The 24,390-nt window shown below is 60.3% G+C and carries 27 protein-coding genes; 15 read left to right on the forward strand and 12 right to left on the reverse strand.

Annotated elements, in window-relative coordinates; all coding sequences use genetic code 11:
- Positions 1–40 precede the first annotated feature (40 nt).
- From IPM54_09880 to IPM54_09890, 3 genes are all read left to right on the forward strand, one after another.
- Positions 41–1,180, forward strand: coding sequence for a hypothetical protein (locus IPM54_09880; protein ID MBK9260131.1), 1,140 nt, complete (start codon positions 41–43; stop codon positions 1,178–1,180).
- A gap of 328 nt (positions 1,181–1,508) precedes the next feature.
- Positions 1,509–1,814 (forward strand): YtxH domain-containing protein, encoded by a 306-nt coding sequence (locus tag IPM54_09885; protein MBK9260132.1) that lies wholly within the window; start codon positions 1,509–1,511, stop codon positions 1,812–1,814.
- Between the two features lie 128 nt (positions 1,815–1,942).
- Positions 1,943–2,446 carry a hypothetical protein gene (locus IPM54_09890; protein MBK9260133.1) on the forward strand — a complete coding sequence of 168 codons (504 nt, stop codon included), beginning with the start codon at positions 1,943–1,945 and terminating at the stop codon, positions 2,444–2,446.
- Positions 2,447–2,469: 23 nt separating this feature from the next.
- Here IPM54_09890 and IPM54_09895 read toward each other — a convergent pair whose 3' ends face one another.
- The 3 genes from IPM54_09895 to IPM54_09905 all read right to left on the reverse strand — a co-directional run bounded on the left by IPM54_09895 (position 2,470) and on the right by IPM54_09905 (position 4,138).
- A complete protein-coding gene (locus IPM54_09895) occupies positions 2,470–2,766 on the reverse strand; it encodes a hypothetical protein (protein MBK9260134.1) in 297 nt (98 codons plus the stop codon).
- A gap of 17 nt (positions 2,767–2,783) precedes the next feature.
- Complete coding sequence (locus IPM54_09900) at positions 2,784–2,978, reverse strand: hypothetical protein (GenBank protein MBK9260135.1); 195 nt, start codon at positions 2,976–2,978, stop codon at positions 2,784–2,786.
- Between the two features lie 167 nt (positions 2,979–3,145).
- Positions 3,146–4,138, reverse strand: coding sequence for a hypothetical protein (locus tag IPM54_09905; protein MBK9260136.1), 993 nt, complete (start codon positions 4,136–4,138; stop codon positions 3,146–3,148).
- Positions 4,139–4,318: 180 nt separating this feature from the next.
- On the opposite strand from IPM54_09905, the gene IPM54_09910 reads away from it, so the two are divergent.
- Positions 4,319–4,456: a hypothetical protein gene (locus IPM54_09910; GenBank protein MBK9260137.1), complete on the forward strand. Its 138-nt coding sequence runs from the start codon at positions 4,319–4,321 to the stop codon at positions 4,454–4,456.
- A 66-nt stretch (positions 4,457–4,522) separates the two neighbouring features.
- Here the strand turns inward: IPM54_09910 and IPM54_09915 are convergent, their stop codons facing one another.
- Both IPM54_09915 and IPM54_09920 read right to left on the reverse strand, forming a co-directional pair.
- Positions 4,523–5,176: a hypothetical protein gene (locus tag IPM54_09915; protein MBK9260138.1), complete on the reverse strand. Its 654-nt coding sequence runs from the start codon at positions 5,174–5,176 to the stop codon at positions 4,523–4,525.
- A gap of 456 nt (positions 5,177–5,632) precedes the next feature.
- Entirely contained in the window at positions 5,633–7,039 is a 1,407-nt protein-coding gene (locus IPM54_09920; GenBank protein MBK9260139.1) for a hypothetical protein, read from the reverse strand.
- Between the two features lie 124 nt (positions 7,040–7,163).
- On the opposite strand from IPM54_09920, the gene IPM54_09925 reads away from it, so the two are divergent.
- Positions 7,164–7,304, forward strand: coding sequence for a hypothetical protein (locus tag IPM54_09925; GenBank protein ID MBK9260140.1), 141 nt, complete (start codon positions 7,164–7,166; stop codon positions 7,302–7,304).
- Positions 7,305–7,449: 145 nt separating this feature from the next.
- Here the strand turns inward: IPM54_09925 and IPM54_09930 are convergent, their stop codons facing one another.
- The 3 genes from IPM54_09930 to IPM54_09940 form a co-directional block, all read right to left on the reverse strand.
- On the reverse strand, positions 7,450–8,016 hold the full coding sequence (locus IPM54_09930; GenBank protein ID MBK9260141.1) for a hypothetical protein: 567 nt from the start codon (positions 8,014–8,016) through the stop codon (positions 7,450–7,452).
- Complete coding sequence (locus IPM54_09935; protein MBK9260142.1) at positions 8,013–8,942, reverse strand: hypothetical protein; 930 nt, start codon at positions 8,940–8,942, stop codon at positions 8,013–8,015. The genes IPM54_09930 and IPM54_09935 overlap by 4 nt, the downstream gene beginning before the upstream one ends.
- A 782-nt stretch (positions 8,943–9,724) precedes the next feature.
- The gene (locus tag IPM54_09940) at positions 9,725–10,810 is read right to left on the reverse strand and encodes a PAS domain-containing protein (GenBank protein ID MBK9260143.1); all 1,086 of its coding nucleotides are present in this window, start codon (positions 10,808–10,810) and stop codon (positions 9,725–9,727) included.
- Positions 10,811–10,914: 104 nt separating this feature from the next.
- Between IPM54_09940 and IPM54_09945 the strand changes: the two genes are divergently transcribed.
- A complete protein-coding gene (locus IPM54_09945; GenBank protein ID MBK9260144.1) occupies positions 10,915–11,352 on the forward strand; it encodes a response regulator in 438 nt (145 codons plus the stop codon).
- Between the two features lie 5 nt (positions 11,353–11,357).
- Here the strand turns inward: IPM54_09945 and IPM54_09950 are convergent, their stop codons facing one another.
- Positions 11,358–12,521 carry a hypothetical protein gene (locus IPM54_09950; protein MBK9260145.1) on the reverse strand — a complete coding sequence of 388 codons (1,164 nt, stop codon included), beginning with the start codon at positions 12,519–12,521 and terminating at the stop codon, positions 11,358–11,360.
- A 57-nt stretch (positions 12,522–12,578) separates the two neighbouring features.
- On the reverse strand, positions 12,579–14,516 hold the full coding sequence (locus tag IPM54_09955; protein ID MBK9260146.1) for a serine/threonine protein kinase: 1,938 nt from the start codon (positions 14,514–14,516) through the stop codon (positions 12,579–12,581).
- A 105-nt stretch (positions 14,517–14,621) separates the two neighbouring features.
- On the opposite strand from IPM54_09955, the gene IPM54_09960 reads away from it, so the two are divergent.
- Complete coding sequence (locus tag IPM54_09960; GenBank protein MBK9260147.1) at positions 14,622–14,837, forward strand: hypothetical protein; 216 nt, start codon at positions 14,622–14,624, stop codon at positions 14,835–14,837.
- Positions 14,838–15,009: 172 nt separating this feature from the next.
- On the opposite strand, the gene yhbY is transcribed toward IPM54_09960, so the two are convergent.
- Positions 15,010–15,309: a ribosome assembly RNA-binding protein YhbY gene (yhbY, locus tag IPM54_09965; GenBank protein MBK9260148.1), complete on the reverse strand. Its 300-nt coding sequence runs from the start codon at positions 15,307–15,309 to the stop codon at positions 15,010–15,012.
- A gap of 378 nt (positions 15,310–15,687) precedes the next feature.
- Between yhbY and IPM54_09970 the strand changes: the two genes are divergently transcribed.
- The 8 genes from IPM54_09970 to IPM54_10005 all read left to right on the forward strand — a co-directional run bounded on the left by IPM54_09970 (position 15,688) and on the right by IPM54_10005 (position 23,348).
- Entirely contained in the window at positions 15,688–16,152 is a 465-nt protein-coding gene (locus IPM54_09970) for a host attachment protein (GenBank protein MBK9260149.1), read from the forward strand.
- Positions 16,153–16,227: 75 nt separating this feature from the next.
- Positions 16,228–17,214 (forward strand): hypothetical protein, encoded by a 987-nt coding sequence (locus IPM54_09975; GenBank protein MBK9260150.1) that lies wholly within the window; start codon positions 16,228–16,230, stop codon positions 17,212–17,214.
- Positions 17,201–17,638, forward strand: a complete 438-nt coding sequence (locus IPM54_09980; protein ID MBK9260151.1) for a hypothetical protein — start codon at positions 17,201–17,203, stop codon at positions 17,636–17,638. The genes IPM54_09975 and IPM54_09980 overlap by 14 nt, the downstream gene beginning before the upstream one ends.
- Before the next feature lie 45 nt (positions 17,639–17,683).
- Positions 17,684–18,709, forward strand: a complete 1,026-nt coding sequence (locus IPM54_09985) for an ankyrin repeat domain-containing protein (GenBank protein ID MBK9260152.1) — start codon at positions 17,684–17,686, stop codon at positions 18,707–18,709.
- 48 nt (positions 18,710–18,757) lie between these two features.
- Complete coding sequence (locus tag IPM54_09990) at positions 18,758–19,969, forward strand: hydroxyacid dehydrogenase (protein ID MBK9260153.1); 1,212 nt, start codon at positions 18,758–18,760, stop codon at positions 19,967–19,969.
- A 74-nt stretch (positions 19,970–20,043) separates the two neighbouring features.
- Positions 20,044–20,796, forward strand: a complete 753-nt coding sequence (locus IPM54_09995) for a hypothetical protein (GenBank protein ID MBK9260154.1) — start codon at positions 20,044–20,046, stop codon at positions 20,794–20,796.
- Entirely contained in the window at positions 20,793–21,269 is a 477-nt protein-coding gene (locus tag IPM54_10000) for a hypothetical protein (protein ID MBK9260155.1), read from the forward strand. The genes IPM54_09995 and IPM54_10000 overlap by 4 nt, the downstream gene beginning before the upstream one ends.
- Before the next feature lie 123 nt (positions 21,270–21,392).
- On the forward strand, positions 21,393–23,348 hold the full coding sequence (locus IPM54_10005) for a DUF4215 domain-containing protein (protein MBK9260156.1): 1,956 nt from the start codon (positions 21,393–21,395) through the stop codon (positions 23,346–23,348).
- Positions 23,349–23,512: 164 nt separating this feature from the next.
- Here the strand turns inward: IPM54_10005 and IPM54_10010 are convergent, their stop codons facing one another.
- Positions 23,513–24,388, reverse strand: a complete 876-nt coding sequence (locus IPM54_10010) for a hypothetical protein (protein ID MBK9260157.1) — start codon at positions 24,386–24,388, stop codon at positions 23,513–23,515.
- Positions 24,389–24,390 lie beyond the last annotated feature (2 nt).

A 24,390-nucleotide genomic window follows, 5' to 3' on the forward strand; every position in this document is an offset into this window, starting at 1 on the left:
GGCCGCTGGCCGCGTGGCCGAGCGCTTATTGGAGACGCGTATGAAGCGACTTGCTCTGTTGGGCTTCATCGGAATCGTACTGCTTGCGGGTTGCCCCATCTACGACGACGAGGACGGCCCGTTCAACAATCCGCCGCCGTGTCGAGGCTCCGACTGCAACGACCCCGGCGCGTGTTTAGACCCTTCCGATTGCGGCATCAACGAGACGTGTGGCCAAGACAATTTCTGTCACACCGGTGACTGCACCATCTGGGGATGCACCGCTGGTTTTTCCTGCGTCGTCGAATCGGATCTCACCGCGACCTGCAAACCGGGCACGTCGGGCAGCAGCTCGAGCAGCTCATCGAGCAGCTCCAGTAGCTCGAGCTCCAGCAGCTCCAGTAGCTCCAGCAGCGGCATGCCTCCTCCGACGGTTTATTGCGGCAACCCGGACGATTGCGCAGTCGGCGAAACATGCGCGCCCGATGGCACGTGCCAAGTCGGAGAGTGTGCCATCATCGGCTGCATCTACGGCTTCGCGTGCCAACCCATGGGGTGCGTCCGGGCAAACCCGTCGGGATGCGGTGACGATCTCGATTGCTCGAGCCTTGGCACGGGCTGGGCATGCGTGAGCGGTTTCTGCGCCGATCCCGTCGACCAATGCTCGGATCAGACGCAGTGCGCGACAGGCAAGTGCGCAGAAGGCAAGTGCACTCCAGCCTGCGCGACCGACGCCGACTGCAAAGGCGGCTACGGCTGCGACACCATGATCGGCCTGTGCACCGTGCCGCTCAAGCCGTGCACGATCACCAACGATTGCGGCAGCGCGGTCGACGTTTGCGTCGATGGGACGTGCGTACCTCGAAGCGTGCTCGGCACGTGCCCGTCGGGTGAAGTGTGGGTCGACAACGGCTGCATATCCGACCAGTCGGCTACCTTCGTGTGCGACGTGGATGGCATGCAGGACAACTGCGCCATGGGCTCCATCTGCTTGCATCACAACTGCTACATCTCGTGCGCTCCGCCCAACGCAAACGCCTGCGACGTCTCCCCTTCGTTCAACATCTGCAAGACCGTCACGACGTCGTCGGGCATGCACGAGGTGTGTGGTTCCAACGAGAACCTCGGCAACGAATGTGACCCCACCCAGGGGATCAATTGCGCGCCGGGCAAGATCTGCATCGACGGCTTCTGCAAGTAGGCAGTCGCTTTTTGAATCCGGGCCAGATTTGCTCGCTCGCTTCGCGCGCGTGGGACGCGCGCTGCGCGAGGCTAGTTCACGATGGGGGGGCCGAGGCTCGCCTCGGTGTTTTTGCGCTTCACAAAACGGGGGGGGCGCCGCCCCCCCCGGGGGGGGATCGGATTGCCAGTCTGGACGCGCGCTTCGCTGTTGACCTCTCCAGCTCGCCTTAGTGCGCGCCTCTTGCCCATGTTCTTCGTGGCATGCGCACTGCCATGCCTTGAGCCGCGACGAGCCCGACCACGGATGAACGCGGTCGGGCGTCCATTGCCGACGGAGAGTTCAAACGATGAACACAAACCTATTTTTTCGGCGGTTGACCAGCGCGTTCCCCTACGGCTACCAGCGCACCAGCTACTTCTGGCCCGTGTCGTTGGGGATCGGCGTCGGTCTCCTCGCCGGAGTTGGCGTGGGCATGCTCTACGCGCCGCGTTCGGGCGTGGAAACTCGACAGCGACTGCGTGAACGTGCCGAACAAGCGAAGGAGCGAGCACGCGTTACGGCAACCCGCGTTCGCGGTGAGCTCGAGTCGTCCGTGTCGGAGCTACGCGAACAAGCTCGGGGCATGGGCTCCGAGATCGGACACGGGGCGTGACCACCGAAATCGGACACGCGCAATAGTTTGTCTCGGTCCACTTCGCGATGGCGCGCGTCTTTCGTGCGTGGCTGAACGTGGACCGAGCGATCTCGATCCCACCACGACCCCATCGCCCCGAGGCACGCATGTTCGTTCTTACCGCGTTCTTTACCGGCCACGCTCAGGCTGAAAGCGCCACGAGCGCTTTGGCTGCGCTCGGCGTACCTCCGGAGGACATCAGCGTTTTTCCGCGGCGCGTCGCGCATGCACGGGACATCGGCGTTCGTGCGACGAACAAAGCTTTCGTGGGCGCGAGTGCGGGGGCCGTACTCGGCAGCGCTCTCGCTGCAGTCATCGGCTCCATCGCGGGCGCTGGTGCGCTCGTGGTACCCGCCTTCGAATCCGTGATGACCGGTTCCGTGGTCGCGGCGTTTGCATTTGCGGGCGCAGGCGGCGGCCTCGGCTTGCTCGTGGGCTCGATCATCGGCGCGCGCTTCCGCGAGCTCGAAGTACGCATTTTCGCCGATGCGTTCCGCACGGGTGGCGTGCTCGTCGCCGTGCGGTGTCCGCCCACGATCATGGCTGCGGCGACGCGGGTCCTCGAAGTGCGTGGAGCTTCGTTGGTGTACAAATCAAACGCGCCGCGCTGAAGCGACGTGCACGGCGATGCCGCTCAGAGCTCGGGCGTGCCTTGTTTTTCGAGCGTGGCTTGCACGTTGGCGAGCGACTCTTCGATGGTCGCGCGCAAGTAGCGCCGAGCGGCGAACATGGCGACGGCGCCCAAGAGCTTCGGCGTAACGCCTCCTCCCAGGACAAACCCCACGGCGAAGGCGCCTGCGAGCGCCGCGTGAGGGTTTTCCTTCGTTGCCTTCGTGACGACTTCGATGGCGTGGTTTGGATCGAACCCAAGCGGCAAAAGATCTTGCGGCTCGTGCTGAGCCTCGTCGCGTCCGTACCTTGCTTGAACCATGGTCTTCCCCTTTTCGTCTAACCGTGGCGCGTCATGATGCGTCCGAGCACATAGCCACACGCGAGTGCGATGCCGAGAGCGGCCAGTGGGTTTTGCGACACGATTGCAACGAGTTTGTCGTCGGCGTGTTTGACTTGACGCACCACACGGACGGTCGAGTGACCATTGGCTTGTCCGTTGGTCGTTTCGGGCTTACGAGAATCTTCGATCATCGCCGCGTCTACGAGCAACGTGCGGGCCAGGACGAGTGGGCAAGGGCTGCGCGGTGGGGAGCGATTGGATGCAAAGGTTTGCCCTGCCGAGCACGCTTGCCTGGTTTACGTTCTCATGAATGAGATTGGGACGCCGCGCTTTGCAGGTGCACGGCATGTTTCAGCGCTCACGTCGTCAATTTCGCTTTGATGGCTGCAATGCGCGCCGCCGCTTCCGCCGCCGTCTTCTCCGCCTCGGCCAATTCCAATTGCAATGCAGTGGCTTCGGTGTGAGCACGCGCGGCCGCTTCTTCTTTGGCGAGCACGTCGGCCAATTGAGCATTGAGTGCAGTCAAGACTTGCTCTTGCTCGGCAATGCGCGCTTTCAATTCGGCGGACGTGACCTCTTTGGCGGCGGTTTTTCCACGTCGCGGACTGCGCTTGAAAAACCGCGCAGCATAATCTGCGGGCAGGTGTTTTTCGGGATGTTTGTGGGGCATCTCCGACAATGCGCCCGCCGTGGATTTTCGCAATGCATTCAATTCATCGATGCCTGCTTTGCGTGCACCGATCGCCCGAAACGTTTTTATGGCTTCCGCAGCCGCGCTTTGGCGTGCCACTGCATCGTCCGCCTTGCTCACCAGCTCTTCGAGACGGTGTCCCAATGCAGACAACTCGGCATCGGTTGATGTCTTCAAGGGCTTGATGAACGTGCGCATGGTTTCGAGCTGCCCGGCAAGGACGGGTCGCTTCAGCTCATGCGGGCGTTTTTTACCAAAATAATAGGCGTAAAGCGGCGCCGAACGATCTTTCGCCACGAGGCGCAGAAGCACGGTGTCCAATTCGTCGACGAAATCGTCGAGCGCATTGTCGGCAACGTCGATGATGGCATCGGCGCGATAGGCTTCCACGAGCAGCGCAGATTCTTGCGCTGCGAGTGGCAGCCATTTTTGGTTGTAAAAGGTGTCGAATGCGGGTGCGAGGTGCGCGACCAATGGGTCTGCTTCGAGCAGCACCAAGGTAACGATGATCTCCTGCTGAACGCCACTCGACGGTGCATCGGTATCGATGATCGGTGCGGTCATGATGCGTGGCACGATACGTTCGTAGCGCACGCGGGCGCAACAAATTTCATGCGCGGAGGTGACATTGTCGTCCGGCTTGGCGTCACCACGGAGCAAGGTCGCATCGTCAGCGGCCGACAAGGCACAGTGATCTTGCACTCGACATGCGTCGGTGAGCGATGGGGGTGATGGAGACTCACAGGACGAGTGCGTCGGTGACGAAGCGGGTGAGGTGCACGTGCAGGATGGGTGCGTCGGTGACCGACGCGGGTGAGGTGCACGTGCAGGAGAGGTGCGTTGGCGACCGACGCGGGCGAGGTGCGCATGCAGGATGGGTGCGTCGGCGAGCGACAAGGACAGGTGCGCATGCGGGATGGGTGCGTCGGTGGCCGCGATGGTGGAATGGACGTGCAGGATGGGTGCGTCGGCGGCTGACGATGGGGAGGGGGAGGTGCAGGAGGGGCGCGTCGGTGGCTGACGAGGGCGAGGTGCGCGTCGGGGTTATGCTGCCTTGGGCCGAATACCGAGCAGGTCCAATGCATCGGCCCAGAGGGGCCAGAGGGTGCGATCGGGGTGGGCGTACAGAATGAGCGCTCCGTTATCGAGGTGCGTGACGTAGGCCGGTGAGGTGTCCTCGATGAGTTTGATGTGCTCCTCGGTGACGAGGGCCGCTTCTCTTTCGCGATCGGATTCGTCGGTCAGGGCTTGGAGGTACGAAGCAAACCCCACTTCCATCATGGAGTCCCATGTCGGGTGAAACTTCTTTGCTGCAGCATCGAGCGTTTCCACGAGTGTTTTTCCCGGTACATCCAAAGCATCGAGGATTTGTTCGCGCGATACGCGGTCTTCGTCGACGATCCAAATGCTGCTCTTGGGCGGCGCGGCTTCCACGCGTTCGCGTAATGCGTCCATGGGTAAACCCACGGCCAGATCAAGGGGGTCCTTGTCGTGCAGATGGATCCACGACAGGGCAAGATCGCGACCAGGGTATCCATCCGCATGATAACTTGCCGCTCCGGTCAGCGGCGCGCTCCACTCTGGTCCCTCCAGGCAGCAGCCCATTGTAATGGCGGGATGCGACGTGCAGAAGCGCTTCAGGATGTGCAACATGTCGTTGATGGCCATGAACCAGGCCACGCCGGCATCGAATTCCATCGGGGTCTCGATCCCTTTGAATCGCGAAATGGCGGGCGGAAGGAGCGCACCTTCGACAAAGGGTTCGTCTCATGAAGGCGACGAAGAGCGATGCATACCCGGGAAGGTTATCAAAGTTCCGCTCACGCGTTGCACTCACCTCGAGACGAAGCTCGCGACCGGAGGATGCCTGGAAGTTCCAAACGTCCGCCTCATGGTTTCCGCATCTTTCATAGTCCGGACGGATCAACTCGACCGCTTCGCGGGCGGGCACGAAGTACTGCGGTTGCCGGCCGTAGACGTAGCCCGGGTCCTTCGGGTTACCTGGAGGATGAAGCCTGACAAAGCAGGTTCCCTCTTCTCCCGCCAAGGCGACCAGAGTCGACGCGAGCGCTTCGAACCGTTGGTTTTCGGGACACCAGACCATGAAGTTCGGCCAGGACTCCGGCTCGACCGCTTTGGGTTTGCGTTTGCGTTTCATAGCTCCACCACCTGCACGATCAGATCCGGCCTATCTTGATTCTTCAGGGTCACGAACTTGTTCGTATTGTTATCAAAGAGCTTCACGCCTTCCTTGATAACGAACTCGCCGTTGAATTTCGACTCCGAACCCTTCGGGACGAAGATTTGCACGCGCTCCACGCCATTGCCAAGCTCTTTCTTGTTCAACGCCTTCACCACATTTTTGAGCTGCTCGAGGGCATGCTTCACGTCGACTGTTCCGTCAACGATTCCCTTGACCTCGCTCAGGACGAGCGTGTCGTTTTTCGTCACGGTGATCATATCGCACGCGATGTCGGTGCCCGGCCCAGTATTTTTAATGCCCAGGAGAACCTTGGCGGCTTTATCGCTCGGGGCGAGTATTTGGTGGCCTTCTTTCTCCACCAGCATCTGCAGCACTTGGCGTTCGTAGGTCTTGGCGGCTTCGTGAAGCTTGTCGAGATCCACATGTTTTGCATAGTTCAGCCCGCGCCATCCCGGAAGTTGTTTCAGCCTCAGGAGTTTGCTCAGGTCGTCGCCCAAGCCCACGATGCCTGCCGCAACCGCTTTACCTTCGCTCGAAATCGCCGCCGTCTTGACGCCTTTCCAAACCTTGACGGCCTTGCCGATGCCAAACCCGATGCCCGACCAAATGCGTTCACCCGTCGTCAACGGTCGCCCTGACGGCATGCACCATTCTTTGCCCGTGACCGCTTCGCATAGATCCAACGCCGTTCCGACGAACGGCACGAATCCAATCGCCACGCGCGACGCGCCGTGCACGATGGTCCGCATGGTCCCGCGGTATTGCTCGGCAAGCTCGTCGCCGGCCTGCATGCCCGCCGAAAACGCACGCAGCGTGTCGAAAAAGAGATTCGCTTCGGGAGGATTCATCGACGCCTCCCATTCATTGAGCCGGTCTTTCAGCTCCTCGGCGAGCTCCCCATACAGGTTTTTTAGCGTGCCATCGATATCCGCTCGCACGTCCTGCGGAATGGGCGCGTCGTGAAACCAGCCTGACCCATTCATGAATTGTTGCAAGTACGTCGTCACCTTGTTCTGCGCATTCAGAAACGCATTCACCTCCGCCTGCGACACGCTCATGCGCGCCTTTATCGCTTTTTCCAATGCCGCTTGGTTCGACCGCCACGCGCGCACTTCCGCCACGAAGTTTGCTCGCCCAGTGACGACGCCTCCGGTGACGTAGTCTTTCAGCGATGCAATCACCGCGTCGGCATAATCCGCATAAGGATCCTTGCCCGCTTCCCACGCGCCCGGCACATCCGAAATGTCGGGCACGTCGACCCACGGAATGTCGTTCGGCCCGAGCCCGTAATTCGAAGGATCGTCGGGGCTGAAGCCACTTTGCCGCGCATCCCCCGTCAAGAAAATCCGATGCCGCATTCGCTTGGTCGCCGAAGTTCGAAATGAGGCTCGCGAGCTCCTTCTGCAAATCGATGATGCTTTGCTTCAAGTCCGCCAGGACCTGCTTCAATGCTTCGCGGGTGGCTTCGTCGAGGATGTACGAATGTCGCCAAAAGATCTCGTCCAGGTCTTCGGCGGTGATTTCGTCGAGCGGCCGCGTGAGCAAATCGCCAATCTCGGTTTCGAGCGACTGGAGTACATTGAGTCGGGCGAGTCATTCGGACGCATGCAGTCAGCGCCGTAGGACAAGCGCGGGCATTGCGCTGGTTCTCGGATGAACGATGTTATGGTGGAAGCAGGTGGACAGTACGTGTCGACATGGAGTGTGCGTATGAATTAGAGAGCCGTGCAAAAGACACGCGGCCACACGCGTGACGACGAACCAATCGCTACACCGGAACGACCCAAGTCCAGACTTCCGAAAAGAGACAGATGTAGATCGTCGCCTCGCCCATCAACACGCCGTCCATGGCCACATCCGGAACCACCTCATTGCCGATCTCGGGCGGGATTGTCCGATATCCGGGGTATGTCGCTTCGATCTCTGTTGCGATCGCCGCCGGCTTCTCGTCAGGGTCGCCCCTGTCGTGGATCCCATAATAGGGTCCGAGGAGGCTCACGTGGAAGCTGAGCGAAGCCCTGCTACTGAATGAGGGGACGGGCTCCAAATCCTTGGGGCGATAGATGCGAGCCGAATAGGCTGGAGTGACCCCCCCAGCGAACAAGAAAACCGACTCATTTTGCACACCGTATCGATCATCGAGGCGATCGATCATAGCCTTCCACGTTGGGTATTCGGCTCGGCCGCGGTTTGCGGCTTCCACCAGGCGGCGGTGCTCCTCCGTGTCGTCGTAGACGGGCTCACCAGGAGGCACGTGCATGCGCGAGAAGTTGTGCACGCCCCGCGGGTAAAATCGGTAGATGAGGTCGAGTAGTTCGGAGCGAGTCATGATTATTTTATTACCGCCGCGCCAAGCAGCGGGTAGGTGGATTTGAACGCGGCGCGGGTCCCAACGATAAACTTTTCGCAGAAGATTCCCGGGGGAAGTTTGTAGTCCATGGTGGCAGCGGCGCCATTGGCAACCGTGGCGCTCAGGGTCGCCGCGCGACTCGCATCGACTTTCCCCATGAACTCAGTTCGGAGCGGCATTTGGATGGTGAAGAAACAGTACCATTTGATGGCCGGCTTGGGGATCACGATTCGGATGAACTCGAGGTTGACCTTGGCCACTTGCCAACCGCCAGCTTTGCCCGTGCCGTCATCCTGTACGGTGATGATGAAGGGAAACTCTGAAGGCTTAAAGGTCGAAAGCCTGATCCCCGCAGGTGCTGCGGGGGCTGAGGCTATCGCCGACGGTGAGTAAAGCATGGGGGACATGAATGCGCTAGCGGTCGACGCGTCGACGCCTGCACCGTTCGGGATTGGTTCGCCGCCATGGAAGCCGGCTGAAGCGAGTTCCAGGACGCCCAGGCTCATCAAAGTAGTAAGGTACATCGTGATAACCTCTTTCGGACCATATGGTTCCGCATCGACCTTCGTCTTGTCAATCATGGCCTGCACGTCGCCCATCGTTTGCTTGTCAGCCGCGATTTCGGCTTTCAATGGATCCTTTTCTTTGGCACCCTTGTCGAGCAGCATCTTTTGAATGCGCGTTTTCGGGTCGGCCGATTGGTCGGCGATGATCTTTTCTTGCAATCGCCTCGCCCGCTCCAAATCTCGACCCAACTTGCCCGCCAAGCTTGCATGATACGATTCCGCATTACGTTGCGTGACCCGTAAGTAATCCAGGACCTCCTGGACCACGTCGAGATACCCGTCCACAGCACCGGGACGCGATACCCACTCGTCGAGCGCCGTACCATTCGCACGCTCGACCCACATTTCAATGGGTTCGGTGCCATTCGTAGCGGCTTGCTCCCACGCAGCGGCTGGCCCGGACGTGGATGACACGCAATGCGTACGCGATTCGATGGACGAGGCGCAAAATTCCCACCTCACTTCGTCATCATTCGCGCCAAACAAGAAACATCCCGGCACGGCCGTTCCCATGATGACCAAGCTCACGGCTCCCCATGTATACGTTCGTTTCATGTTTTACCCCTCGCGTGATTGATTGCCGTCCCCAAGCCATATCGTAACGGAACCATTGCAAAGGAGGTGAATGCCAGGCAATACCTTGCCAATCCTTTCGTTCGAAAGGCGCGCGTTCCTTTGCCCCTGCTTCGATAATATGCGGGTCGGACAACCCAACCGTGAACGCTTATGCGCGCCTCGAAATGCGCCGGCAAGAAAAACCATCCACGCGCACGGACGGGCTATGTCCTACCTTGGATATCGTCCGTCGAGGGTGAACGTCGAAGGCTGTCGGCTGTGGTTCGCTTCACCGATCGCAGACAATTCGCGTCGGATTACTGCTTATGGCTTTCGCGATGGACGCGAGTGTGTCTAGCGACGCGAAGGAGGACGCACGCGCGTCGAACGATGGTTTCGCGATCGTTCGAGCTCCGAGATTTCGCGAAGTTTCGATGAGGCGCGGATCGTGCGAGCGAGTTGCGCGGGCGGTGAGCACGCGGGCATGAGCGCTGAAACCATTCCGGGAAGGCCGGTACTGTCAACATCATCGGCAATCGCCGCTCTGCCTTGCCAATGGCAGCAACCCCGTACTAACAACCCTCTGTCTCGGCATTCTCATCCGACCCATTCCCTTGCCATTCCTTCGGCAATACCAGTGAAAACGCGCTGCCGCGCCCCACTTCGCTCTCCAACGTCAAACTGCCATGCAGCCGTTCGGCGAGCCCGCGCGCCATATAAAGACCCACGCCAAGCCCGCTCGATGCCACGGGCACGTTCGAGCCTCGGGTATATTTACCAAATACCCCGCCTTGCTCGGCCAAAGGAATGCCAATTCCCGCATCGATCACCCGCACCACGACCTTGCCGTCCAAGCTGCTCAATACCACGTTCACGGGGTTTTGACGTGCCGAATACTTCATCGCGTTTTCGATGAGGTTGTTCAAGATTTGATGCACGCGACCCGAATCCGACGTTATCAGCACGCCATTCGCCGGCCCATGATAATCGATGCGATGCTCGGGCGAAGCCATTCGAAAGTCCTCCACGATGTCGACCGCGAGCGCTGCAATGTCGAATTCTTCGATTTTTACTTTCAAGGCTCCGCGTTCCATGGCCGCGGCATCGCTCAGGATTGCATCCACGAGCCTTCCCAAGCGCACGGCTTGGCGAATGGCGCGCGGAATCGTATCCGGAGGCGGCGGGTTACCGCTCGCCAATGCCAATTCGACCGTGCGCAATGACGTCAAAATGGGCTGGATGGGCCCGCGCATCTGATGCGCTGCCGTGGCCAAAAAAGTTTCTCGTCCAATGTCGCGCCCAGCCGAATTCGTTCGATCGCATCGGGATAGCTCACGCAATACGGCCGAAGTCACCCGGCCCCAGGGCATTTCGTGATCCGCGAGCGATACTTCGAGCGCCACCAAGCTTCCGTCTTTGCGTCTGCCATTCGTTCGCGTCGGCGCCGCTTGACCAATGGCGCTCATGGTTTTGCGCAAATGCCGCACGTCGATGAGGTCGGCCAAAGGCTTGCCCAAAAGCTCTCCCGGCTCCCGTCCAAGCATCCGTTCGGCCGCTCGATTCGCAATGAACACACGACCGCGTTCGTCTGTACAGACAAACCCGTCGGGAACATTGGCAACCAGTCGGCCCCAATCGATTGCTTTTTGCTGTGGCACGGCGCGGCCCCCTTGCGTTTGTCAATGTGGGCTTCATGAGTTCAAGGGCGAGCCATTGCCAGTGGGGGGATGACGAGTTGAGCAAACATTTACGACGGCGTACCGTGCTCATCGTCGACGACGACGACGATATCCGCTATTCGATGCGGAATCTGCTCGTCGTGTCCAATTTCAACGTGGTGCTCGCAGCCGACGGTGTCGAGGCACTCAAGGTGCTCGAAAGGCAACCGGTCGACGCGCTCGTCATCGATTTGATGATGCCCAGGCTCGACGGTGTCGGTGTCGTTCGCGCGCTTCATTCGATGGAGCCCGAACACCGTCCGGGCATCGTCATCGTGATATCGGCCCATTGCGAATTGCACACGCGGCTCATGGGTTTGCCCGTGCGACGGGTGCTGCCGAAACCCTTCGACGCCATCCGGCTCCTCGACGAACTTCAAGCCGCATTCGGCGAGGTCGACCATTCCAAGTCTTCGGAGTCGAGCGACGAGGACGACGCTTCATGGCCGGCATCCTCGAGTACCCACGGTTTGTCCAGCTAAGAAGCTCAGCCCTTTTCGTCGATCGTTCCAATTCGTTTTCGAATCGTGTCTTCGACCATGTCTTTGACCACTTGCCAAAGCGCTTCTTGATTCGGACAACTCGCGAGCGGCCCGAGCGGAATTTGAAAACCGCCTTTGCCGCGTCTTCCGCCTCCATAAGGCATACCGAGTGGCCCGATGCCGAATGCATCCCGAAGCCACGTCGCCGGATCGAGCGAGGGATCGGTCGTGCGCAAAGAACCGTCGATCCATCCTTCGACCAAGCCGAACGTAATGGCTGTTCGAATGCCTTCACGGCGCACCAAAAAGTCCGCAGCTTGACCGATTGCATCGCGGTCCTGCGAGCGAACTTGACCCACGCCCGCAAAGACCCACGTCCCCTCGACATGCATGGCCTCGAGCGCGCGGCGCATGATTCGCATCGAGCTTGCAGGAATGCCATATCGCGAAAGCGCGGCGAGCACGTCCGAATCCACCAAATCGATGATGTTCGCGAGTGCATGCAAATCGTCGCTCGTGGCATGCAGCAAATCGTCCGTATCGCTACGAATGCCATACGCGAGCGCCGTCGCCAGCCTCGTCGCAATGGATGCGTTGTCGAGCACCCGAGTTGGTGCTTCCAAAATATATTCTGCGTAAATGGTGCTGGCAGCACCGACACCGAGCCGAATATCCAAAAAATCCGCAACCGGCTTCGTGGCCATCGCATGGTGATCCACGATGGACACACAAGGCAGTCCCGTGGTTCGCGGCAATTCTATCGAATTGGCATCCACCAGACTCAGCGCTTGATAGCGATCCAAATCTTCCGGCGCCGTGACGCGAACGAGCGGCAAGTCCAGCAAATTGACCATCGCTCGATTTTCCGCGCGACTGACGAGCGGCAAATGCGCAATGTCACACTCGATTCCGACACTCGCCGCCAAGCGCGAATGCGCCCAAGCGCTCGCGAGGCTGTCGGGATCGGGATATCCCCGAATCACGACGACATGCCGGCCTTCGTATTTGCGCAAAGCCTCGAGTAGCTCGGCAACGCGGCTTGGCGCCGCGTCCGCCTTCGTCTGAGTGCGTATCACGGATGAAGCCGGGGCTGCTCGATCGACGTCGATCCGTGCGGTTTCTAGATTGTTCACGGCAGTCGATGGTTCCAGCGGGACAGCTCGATTCATGCTCCGCCTGAAGCGGTCATCAAGCAAAGTCCGCGCCTGCGCGTGGTGATGGGCTCGTCACTGCTTGAACATCGCCATGGCCGTTTCTCCGGACTTTACGACCACGGCCTTGGATTTCGCTCCGCTCTTCGATTTGCACGTCACGGTGTACGCTCCCGGTTTCAGCGATACGCGCACCGACGACGACGTGCCCTTCGACGCACCGTTGACCGCGAATGCACACGGGCCACCCACGGACACGGCGACGAGCGTCCCATTTTTGTTGCCCGGTGGCGGCGGAGGTGGCGGAGGTGGCGGCGGTGGCGGCGAAGATCCGGATTTGCTCTCGCCCGTGGACGGTGGAGCGGCACTGTCGGCCGTGGCCACGGCACTCGAAGCCGCCGATGCGCTTGGAGCGGCCGATGCGGTCGGCTCGGCTGCGGAAGCGCTTGGTGCGGCCGCTGCAGCGCTCGGTGCGGGAGGCTCCGACGTCGTTGCGGCTGCGGGCGGAGTCGTCGGTGCTGCGATGACGATCGGCGCGCTCGGCGAGAGTTGCGATTCGTTTGTCGTAGCCACCTCGGACGAACCCTGCTTCAGGAGAAGCAGGACACCGAGCACGATGGCTGCGGTGATGCCAAGCGCGCAAAATGCGAGCAGAATGCGCAGGAGCCGGTTCTGTTCGGTTTGAGGTGCAACGTCCGGCGGTCGCGCAACGACCGTTGGAGCAGGCTCGCGCGGCGGAGGTGCGGCGGAAGGTAGCGGGGCCGTCGACGGTTCGGCAACAGGCACCGGAGCATGCGCCGGACCGATGGGTGACGATGGCCGCGGCACCGGAATCGGGTACTGCGACTTCATCATCGCGAGTGGGTTGACCGATCCCGGAATGATGCTCGTTTCGGCATCGTCGTCGACGGGCAAACTCGCAAACTCCGCGGGGACTCGCGGGGCGGAAGGCATGGGCGGAGGGTTTGGCGCGGGCATCCACGCGCCCGGGGACGAACCCGGCGACGAACCCGTTCTCGGCGGCGGAGCAGCCATCGGCACGGATCCGTGCACGGGAGGCATCGCTGGAGGCGGCACGGAACCGGTGGCTTTTTTCTCCTTGGCCGTCGCAGTGATTTGACCAATCCGCTCGACGAGGAGCTGCCCCTCTGGCGGGGCAAACGGCAAGAGCGCATGCGCAAACGCGTAGACGTTGCGGAAGCGAGCATCGGGATCCTTCGCCAGCGCCCAACCGATCGCGTTGTCGAGCTCCACCGGTACATCCGAACGCAGATGCGAAAGAGGTTGCGGCGCTTCACGCGTGATCTGAAGCATCAGCGCGGCAGCTTCACCTTGGAACGGAGGTTTGCCCGCGAGCAGCTCGTAGAGGATCGTGCCGAGCGACCACACGTCCGTGCGCGCATCGACGTCACGCGCTTTGCGGATGAGCTCGGGTGATGCGTACGGCGTCAGGCCGAACATCGCGGTGCCGGTGATCTCGACGGATCCGCCGCCTTCTGGAGCTGCCGCGACGAGTTTCGCGGTGCCGAAGTCGGCGAGCTTGATGAGCGGAGCGCCGCCCGTGCGCTGCGTGAGGAACAGATGTGACGGTTCGAGATCACGCACGACGATGTTGTTTGCATGCGCTTCGGCGACGGCCTCGGATGCTTGGAGCACATACAAAATGGCTTCGTTCAGGGGCAGTGGGCCCACGCGCCGCACGTGTTTTTCGAGGTCCGTGCCTTCGATGTACTGGCGGATGATGTAGACCGATCCGTCGGGTTCGCTGCCTGCATCGAGGATTCGGGCGACGTGTTCGGAGGCGAGTTTCGACAGCGCGCGCGATTCGCGCCGGAAGCGTTCGACCTCTTGCACGGCCGCTTGGTTTGGCAAGAGCAGCTTGATGATCGCTCGCTGATCGAACGACGTGTGAAAGGCGTCGATCGTCAGACCGTGGTTTCGCCCCAAGATCGCGCGGACGCGGTACTTTCCAGCTACTATCGCGCCGGGATGGATGTCGTTGGCAGATCGCATGAATCGTCGTTCGTCGGGGTCGAGCGCGAGCACATTCTTGCATGCTCACGGTCCCAGGGGTAGCAACGTACACCCTGGTCGGCGTTCGCCCAAGAGATCGGCACGATGCGCAAGAGTCCTCCATCCTACGATCGCCTGCCCGATGTACGCGATGGCCTCACGCGCGTGGAACGCGTCATCCTTTACGTTCTTCGGCAAACCGAGGAAGAGCTGGGAGGGCGCAATGTTCCCACTGCGATGCTCTACGGTCGTGTCGTCGAACACGTGAACATCAGCGTGGACGAGTTTCAACGGACGCTGGTGCGCCTGATTGGTCGCTAGCCCGTGCAGGGTTGAATAAGGCCAAATCGGGGGGTATGGGGGGGCCGAGCCTCGCCGTGCTTTTGCGCAGCAAAAGCACCGGGAGGCGAGCCTCGGCCCCCCCATCGTGAACAAAACCCTCGCGAGCGCGTGTCCCACACGCGCGAAGCGAGCGTCCAGATCTGGCCCGGTTTCAAGCTTTCGGGAGTGAAATCTTCGGTTCTTTGGGGTGGCGTCGATAGAGCAGCAGCGTTCGACCGAGCACTTGGCCCAATTCCGCGCGAACGAGCGGCGGTAGACGTTCGGCCACGTCGTGACGATCTTCGGGACACTCCGTTCCGATGCGTACTTTGACGAGCTCGTGTTGTTCGAGGGCTGCATCGACGGCAGCGATGATTCCGTCGGTCAGGCCGAGTTTGCCAAGTTGAACGAGCGGATCGAGGTGATGTCCGAGCGCTCGCAAGTGTCGTCGTTGTTTTCCGGTCAGGTTCATGTGCACCCGCGCGCGATCGCGATGGTTGAAAGGGTTTGGCCAGCGCCGTCTAATCGTCTGCACGAAGCACGTCAAGTCGCTCGATGCCGTGACGACGGTGCGCATGCGTCACGCGCGCGCACATACGAGTGCAATCCATGCACGTCCGCACGGTGTCGATTGGCGTGATGAGGCAAAAGCAAGAATGACGCCGCTCGCTATGCGCGTTGACGCCGGTGTGTTTGCGTTTGGCACGGTAATAAAACCGTCGCGCAAGAGTTTGTCCGCGCATTGTGCCGCAGAGGCGCAGACGATCGATGCACCGTCTTCCCCGTTGCAGCTTTGCCCATTCGCACCACATGTTCGTTGCAAGAGCGTGCATGCACGAGGAGGTCGTTTGTGGACAAACCTCGAAAAACGTTTGTCTTGGTCGCTGATGCCAGCCGAGCGAGGCTTTACGAAAAACCCGACAGCACGAGCAAGCTCGTGCTTCTCGAGGAGTTCGAACATCCCGAAGCGCGAGCGAAGAACCTCGACCTCATGGCGGACAAACCTGGTCGGAGGTCAGCGCCGGCGGGGACGGGCCCCGGGCGTTCGGCGCAAGAATATCGAACCGAGCCGAAGGAGGTCGAGGCCGAAAAGTTTGCCCGCGAGCTTGCCCAGCGCATCGCCGATCACTTCGATGCCCACGTATTCGATGACCTCGTGATCGCCGCTCCGCCCAAGTTTTTGGGCCTTTTGCGCGCGACACTCGGTACGCACCACGACCACGTCTATGATCGCGTCGTGGCGTGGCACGAGAAAGACTACACGACCGTGACCGACGTCAAGGAGCTATCCGAACGGCTCAGCCTGGCCGCGTAGCACAATTCGAACGCGAATAGATACGACGGAACCACTGGCGCGACCCCATGTAGAAGCGCTATAGCGCTCGGCTTCATGGGTACGTCGGAGTCGACATTATCGTTCAACGGGGATACCGAAAAGGTAGCCTCGACGTTCGGCGAAGAGCTGCGTGCGCTCGTGCGTCTTGGTTTGCCCATCGTGCTCAGCAATGCCGGCGCTCAAGTGCTCGGCTTTGTCGACACGGCCATGGTGGGGCGTCTCGATGCCGTGGCGCTCGCGGCCGTCGGTATCGGGAATGCCGTCTATTTCACCATTTCAATCGTGGCGATGGGTCTCGTGCTGGGCATGGACCCGCTCGTGTCGCAAGCCATCGGAGCGGGTGATCGCGCGGGCGCTCGAGCTGTTCTGTGGCAAGCCGTGCGTATCTCACTCATTGGATCCATTCCGGCCATCATTCTCGCGTTTTTTGCAAGTGCATTCGTTGGCAAAATCGGCATCGATGCCGAGACGTCGAAGTCTGTCTTTCATTATGTATCCGGCCGACTTTTCAATGTGGTTCCGTTTCTCATTGCCACCGCGGGAAGGACGTATCTTCAGGCGATTGGGCAGCCTGGGCCGGCGGTATGGGCCTACGTGTGGACCAACGTGGCCAACGTCGTTGGTAACTATTTGTTGATTTATGGCGATCCGGGGCTCGTGAAGCTCGGTTTGCCCGCCATTGGGATTCCGACGCTCGGGGGTATTTGGCGCGGGTCTTTCGTCGACGTTGTCTTCATTCGTGACCGTCGCAATCATTTTTCGCGCCATCGCCAAACACGGCGGCAGCCCTCGACCCGGGGACTTTCGCAAAGACAAGGTCATCACCGGGCGCATTTATCAAATTGGTTGGCCCATTTCGATGCATCTATTGGCGGAGGTCGGCGCATTCGGGCTGGCGGGTATTTTTGCCGGATGGCTTGGTCCGAAGGCCGTCGCGGGGCATCAGGTGGCGCTCGGCTTGGCCAGCATGTCCTTCGTATTCGCGCTTGGTGTATCGAGCGCTACGGCGGTGCGCGTTGGATATGCCGTGGGTCGAAATGATTCGGTTGGCGCGCGTCGAGCGGGTTATGTAGGGTGGTTTGCCGGTACGCTGATGATGAGCGTGTCCATTTTGCTTTTCGCGTTCGCGCCTGGGCTGTGCGCGCGCATCTTGTCCGACAAACCGGACATCATCGAAGCGGCCATTCCGCTTTTGCGTATCGCGGCCATTTTTCAGCTCGCCGATGCGACGCAGGTCATCATGGCTGGCGCGCTCCGCGGCACGGGCGATACGCGCACGACGCAAATCGTCAACATGATTGGGTATTACATCGTGGGCTTGCCGCTCGCGCTGGTCCTCTGCTTCGTCTTCAAGATGGGAGCGCCCGGCATTTGGTGGGGACTCACCGCGGCGCTCTTCGGAGTCGCCATCACGCTCGTCGTCAAGTTCGTTCGATTGAGCCGCCAGGAAATTCAGCGGATCTGATTTGTTACGTGGTACGCTCGTCGGGTCTTCCGAGCTCGTGAAGCCATGACGAACCTTGCACGTCTCGTCTGTTCGGCAATCGTTCTGCTCGCCGCATGCACTGCGCGCGAGTCTTCCGTTCGGACAAACCCCGATCACCCCTCCACATTTGCAAGCGCTGCAGCATCCTCACCGCTTCCAGCGGCATCCGCGAGCAGCGCGGCGCCGGTGGTTTTGGCAGAGCCTCCTTCGGATGAACCGCTGATACGCGAATATCAAGATTTGGCGCGCAAACCCGCGACGAAGTCGGAGCTCGAAGCGTTTGTTGCGGCGCATCCGAAGCTGCTTTCGGCGAGCGCGCGTCCTTATGGTCCGAGCGTCATGTGGGTGCTCGAATTCGAATACGAAGAAGCGGCGATCGTGCTTTACGATGCTGGTGCGACGACGCCTTCGAATGCGCTGGCCTTGGCCGCTCGCGGGGGACTCGATGCATTCGTAGGCGCGATGCTGGCCAAAGGAGCAGACCTGAATGGTGCTGACGATTGGGGGTATACGCCACTGCATATGGCCGCGAAGTATGGGCATGCGAGCACCATGCGAAAATTGATCGCGGCAAAGGCAAATCCGAATGCGCGAGCGAGCAATGATGGGTTTACGCCGCTTCATTTGGCCGTCATCGACCGGCACGAAGAAGCCATCGCCGTGCTCATTGCGGCAAAAGCGGACCTCGAGGTGCGTGACGATCATGGGCGAACGCCGCTACATTGGGGGCCCTTTGCGTATACACCTCAACCCAAGCACATTTATCGACGCATGGGCGAACCTCACGACACCGTATTCGTCGATCCGGGGCCGGCCAAGGGCATTCGGTTGCTGCTCGATGCGGGCGCGAAAATCGATGCGGTGGACGACGAAGGTGACACGCCGCTTCACGAAGCTGCGCGGCTTGGGTCGGTGCGCGCCGCCGAGCTGCTCGTGGCACGCGGTGCGAAGGCGAACGTGAAGAACAAAGCGGGCGAGACGCCGGTTTCGATCGCTAAAGAGAGCGAACATCGCCGGGGTGTCCTGGACCTCCTCACGCGGCAGCGCTGAACGAATTCGTATCGACAAACGGCTCGACTTGCGCAAACATGTGCGCCCATGCGCGTCCTCATTGCCGATGCTTTTCCGGAACGTTACCTGGATGACCTTCGATCCCTTGGCATCGAGGTCGCCTATGATCCCGGTGCGACCACCGAATCGTTGCCTGACAAGGCGAAGGATGTACACATTCTCGTCGTTCGCAGCACCAAGGTGGATCGAAAGACGATTTCGGCTGCCAAAGACCTCGGCCTGATACTCCGAGCGGGGGCAGGATACGACACCATCGACGTTGCTGCGGCCAGCGAGCGCGGCATCTACGTGGCGAATTGTCCCGGGAAAAATGCGGTGGCCGTGGCCGAGCTAGCGTTTGGGCTGATGCTTGCAATCGACCGACGGATACCCGATGGAACTGCGGATTTGCGCCGAGGTGCGTGGAACAAAAAAGAATACTCCAAGGCCGATGGTTTGAAGGGTCGAACGCTTGGTGTCGTGGGTCTCGGATCGATTGGTCTTTCCGTGGTTTCGCGGGCCCAAGCTTTCGAGATGAACGTCATTGCGTATTCGCGATCGCTCACCGAAGCTCGCGCGGAAGAGCTTGGCGTCGGCTTTTGCAAGACGCTCGTCGAGCTTGCGGAGAAGTCCGATATCGTGTCCGTCCATTTGGCGCAAACGAAGGAAACGAAGGGGCTCTTCAATGCGGAGTTTTTCGCGCACATGAAGCCTCGAGCGATGTTCATCAATACGAGCCGCGGGGGGCTTCACGACGAAGCGGCTTTGATTGCGGCGATGAAGGAGAGGGGCATTCGAGCGGGTCTCGATGTTTTTGCCAACGAACCCGCGGGCGGTACGGCGCAGGGTTTGAAGGACGAAATCTATTCGCTGCCGGGGCTCGTCGGGACGCACCATATTGGAGCGAGCACGGAGCAGGCGCAAGATGCGATTGCTGCCGAAGCCATTCGCATTTGTCGCGAATACGTGGCGACGGGTCGTCCTCCGAACGTGGTCAACATCGAAGCGCACGCGCCTGCCATGTGCGAGCTTGTCGTGCGTCATTACGACAAGGTTGGAGTGCTTGCGCAAGTGCTCGGTATCATTCGCAAATACGGCATCAACGTGGCCGACATGACGAATACGATTTTCCAAGGTTCCAAGGCGGCCGTGGCGGCGATTCGTATTGCTGACCAGCCTTCGGCCGAGCTTTTGGCGGAGATCGCGGCGCTCGAGGATATGGTGATTCAGGTCGAGGCGAAGAAATTGCAGGCTACATGACATTCTAAATCATTGAGGGGCCAGTTTTCGACGCTGGCAGATGCACCTCGACGCTCGACGTCCGAGATGAAACGGTGTTATCTTTTGCCCTACTCGTGAAACCGCCCGTCCTTGTTGCACTTGCAACCGCTGTCCTGCTCTTGGGCTCGGTTTCCGTTCGATTGCTCCGTCTTGCGGCTCGTACGCGCCGAGTTCCGGAGCTGCTTCTGGGGCTCTCGGTGGCGTTTCCTCTCGTTGGATTTTCGTGCGCAGTGACGAGTGCCGTTGTCGGCGGAGGAATTCCGGCGAAGTGGATGACCGAGGCGGCCGGGGCATTTTGCGACTTGGGATTCATCGCGACGATTGGATTCGTATGGCGGGTTTTTCGGCGGGATGAAATCTGGGCCAAAGCGTTGTCGGTCATCATTACGCTCGCATTCGTGGCGATGCCATTCGTCAATCATATTGTTCCCTGGGACAATGGCGTTCCGTCGGCGCTCGTGGCGCGAGGTGTGCTGCGTACGATTTGTTATGCGTGGGCGGCCATTGAATCGCTTCATTATGCTCGATTGATGCGTCGGCGCGTGCGCTTTGGGCTTGCCGAGCCGCTCGTTGCAGATCGCTTCAGTCTGTGGGGACTTGCGCACGTGTGTCTCGCGCTCATGCTGCTGCTCGTCATGGCGGGCGTGAGATTGCATTTGAGCGGTGCCGATTTCGCGCGTCAATGTACTCTTGCGGGTTTCTTTTTCGGCGTCGTTGCCGGCATACCGCTCACGCTCAGCTTTTTCCCACCCAAAACGTATGTGTATTACATCGAGCGGCGACTGCGCGCCGAGGAGGCGGTGTGAGCGACGAGTCGCCTGTATTCGAGCGAGCGGCGGACGAGCTCGAGCAGCTCTCGCGTATGACTCGCCTCGAGGCGCGGGGTACGTTGCGTCTTGCGCTCAAAGGTGCCGGGCTCCTTCCAAAAACGGTGAATGTCAAAGCGATGCTCGTGGTGTTGGAACGCATTCTGCCGAGTCTTTTGATAAGGCGAGGAGTCCAGCAAGGTCCAGAAATCTGTAAATCGATTGCGAGTGTCGTTCGAGCTTTGACGTCGGAGACGAGTTTCGACGTCGATACGCCCGAAAAAGTATTTGCACGGATTGGGCGGAGCTCGAGGTCATCGGCGACCGACACGAAACCGCCCTCCTCGCGGCCGCCTCCGCCCTCCTCCAAAGGTTCGGCGAACATGCCGCCCATGCCACCGAGCGGGAAAACTCCGTCCGGTTCTGGGTGGTCGTTGTTCAAATCCCACAACCCGAAGCCGTCGAGCGAATGAATGCTCGATAGAAGACGTTGGGATCTTCAGGTCCGACTGCGTTCCCTGCTGCATCATCCGATTCGAATAGGAATGAAAATGACGAAGAAAAACGCTTGGATTGCTTTGTGTCTCGGTTTCTCCGTGCTACCCGTAATCTCGTGCAGTGACGGCGCGCCGACGACGAGCACGGGCACGAGCGGCACGGGTCAAGGTGGCGCTGGTGGAATGGGCGAGGGCGGCGGCGGTTCGGGTGGAATGGGGCAGGGCGGCGCTGCTGGAATGGGACAGGGCGGCGCTGCTGGAATGGGACAGGGCGGCGCTGGTGGAATGGGACAGGGCGGCGCTGCTGGAATGGGACAAGGCGGCGCTGGTGGAATGGGACAAGGCGGCGCTGGTGGAATGGGACAAGGCGGCGCTGGTGGAATGGGACAGGGCGGCGCTGGTGGAATGGGGCAGGGCGGGGCGGGCGGCGGCATGGCCGGCATTTGTGGCAATGGGTTGCTCGAAGCGGGCGAAGCGTGCGACGACGGCAATTTGGAAATCGGCGACGGTTGCAATGAAGCCTGCATGATCGATAGCGTTTGCGGCAATGGGAAAAAGGAATCCGGCGAAGCGTGCGACGACGGCGGCGTCATGCCCGGCGATGGCTGCAGTGCAGTGTGCACGCTCGAAATGGGGACCGCGTGCGGCGATGCCATTGATCTGACGAATCCGATGGTCGCGACCAGAGACGGCGAGGTCACGACGTACGACGGGACGACGAGCGGTTCGTCGCTCGTCAATTTCAGCAATCCCAGTTGTTCGGCAGGGACCACGGGCATTGCCACGAAGCTGCATCATTACCGCACGAGTCCCACGTTATCGCGATTGATCGCGAAAACCATGCCCAAGGGTGGGCCTCTTGCCGATCCCGTGCTGTGGATGTTCGCCGATTGCCTGAATACGACGATGGAAACGGCGTGCGACGACGATTCCGGTTCCGGCAAGCATCCGCGGTTGCGATCGCCGGTGTTGCCTCCGTCCACCGACGTGACGTTTGTCCTGGCAGGCCACGGGATGAACGACGTAGGTCCGTATCAGTTTGTCCTTACGGAACAACCTCTCGTGCCGCTCGTCGGTTCGGGCGCGTGCGCAATGCCTCATGCGGTCACGAAAGGGCATTACCTCGTTACGACGGGCGGCGCGGGCGCGCAGCAAGGAACGTGTACGGGTGCGGGAGCGCCCGAGGCGGTGCTGTCGCTGTCGCTCACTCAGGTGTCCGACGTGCACTTGACCGTGACGCCCGAATCGTCTGCGGTTGACGTGGGCGTATATGTTCGAGCGTTTCCGTGCGCGGGTGGCAATGAAATGGGCTGCGCGGAAGCGACTGCGTCCGGACAAACGGAGACGCTATCGCTGCGTGATCTGCCTGCGGGGGATTATGCAATCATCGTCGATGGATTCACCGCTCAGGATGCGGGGCTTTGCCAAGTGGACATCGACGTGAAGCCGGTGCTTTCGGCTGGAATGCCGTGCGATCCGACGAGGCGCGAAAACCGCTGCGATGCGAGCAGTTCGTGCGTGGGTTTGCCAGGAGCGACCACGTGCAAGATGCATACGGTGCTCTTCGAAGAGACATTCGATATGGATCTCGGTGCGATGACGGTCATCGACGCATTTTCGGATGGCAATGGCTGGGGTTATTGCGATCCGGTTCTCGGATGCACGCAGGACAACACGACCGAGAGTTTGTCCGGGGGTGGGTTTGCTCTGGTCAAGGACAAAGCAAATGCGCCGCTCGACGGGGAGATTTTGCGGACGCCCGTGGTGAGTACGGCCGGGGTTGGCACGGTACTGCTCGCTTTCCATCATGACTTCGACCATTGGGATGCTGCGACGGACGCGGGTCGCGTCGAGGTATCCACGGACGGTGTCAACTGGTCGCTCGCGTCGTTGTTCAACTACGATGCAACGGGTTCCGTTTTGGTGAACGTGTCGCCCTTTGTGGCCAATGCTTCGATGCAAGCGCGATTCGTTTACGATGACCAAACGGCGGGAGGCGATTCGTTTGCCGAAGAATGGCGCATCGACGACGTGCGGATTGTAGGAATTCCATAAGCAATATCGAATTCTGTCACCCGCCCCGAGAGAAGTGTGATTTCTCGGCGCCCGCGGTGCCCCCCGAACTCGCCTGCTTCGCAGGCTCGAACAGCGGGACCCCCCGCGAACGCCGAGAAATCACACGTCTCCCGGAGCTATGTCATCGCAGCTCGGGGAATAATTTATTTTCCCATGATTTCATCCACGGTCAGACTGCGTTGAAACAGCTCTTCGACAGTCCGTATGGGGATGCCGCAAGGGGGGCGAATGTAGCGCGCATTTTGATGATCGTCGGCGGAAACGGTCCAGGTCTTGCGGTGCTCTTGGGCAAATTCGAGAAATCGCTTCGCCACGTCACCTCGATGGCGTGACGTGTACACTTCGATCCCTCGGGCATAATGCAACGCACGTTCGGTTCGCTGTTTGTCGCGGTACCGACCTGGGTGCGCGATGACGTCGAATGCACCATCGGCGCGAATGTATTCCATGGCTTCTTCCGGGGTCCAGCCGAAGAGCTCGCGGTCCTTTTCCCAAAACGATACGTGGTGAATGCGAAACGCATCGAAAAGGTCCGGGCGCCTATTCGAAATGCGATCGATCATCGATTGAAGCGCCGGGAAATCTTCATTGGGCAGCGCCTCGAGCGTCGTGTCTGGATCGATGGCCAAGCGGTCGTTTTCGGGTAGCGACGACAGCCATTCCAAGACAAACGTCTTCCATCGGTTTTGTACGCGTAACCCCCGCGCGTAGAGCGCCGTGCGAAAGAGGCGTGATGGCTGGACGAACGCCGGTGGAAAATACGCGAGGACGTGGAATTGTTCCGCTTCCGCCGTCCCAAAGTGTAGAAAACTCGTGACTTCCACAGCCGGTAGAAACCACATTCCAGCGCGTCTTGCCGCCATTGCTGCGATGGGAACGCCGGTGAGCACGTCGTGGTCCGCGACGGCGCACAGGCGCATGCCAATGCTGCGTCGGTAGTCGACATATTCCTCGGGCGTGGCGCGACCATCCGAAAATCGAGTGTGCCCGTGCAGATCCGCGGCGATGTCCACATCCATGG

This window comes from Polyangiaceae bacterium, assembly GCA_016715885.1.
GTDB lineage: Bacteria > Myxococcota_A > Polyangia > Polyangiales > Polyangiaceae > Polyangium.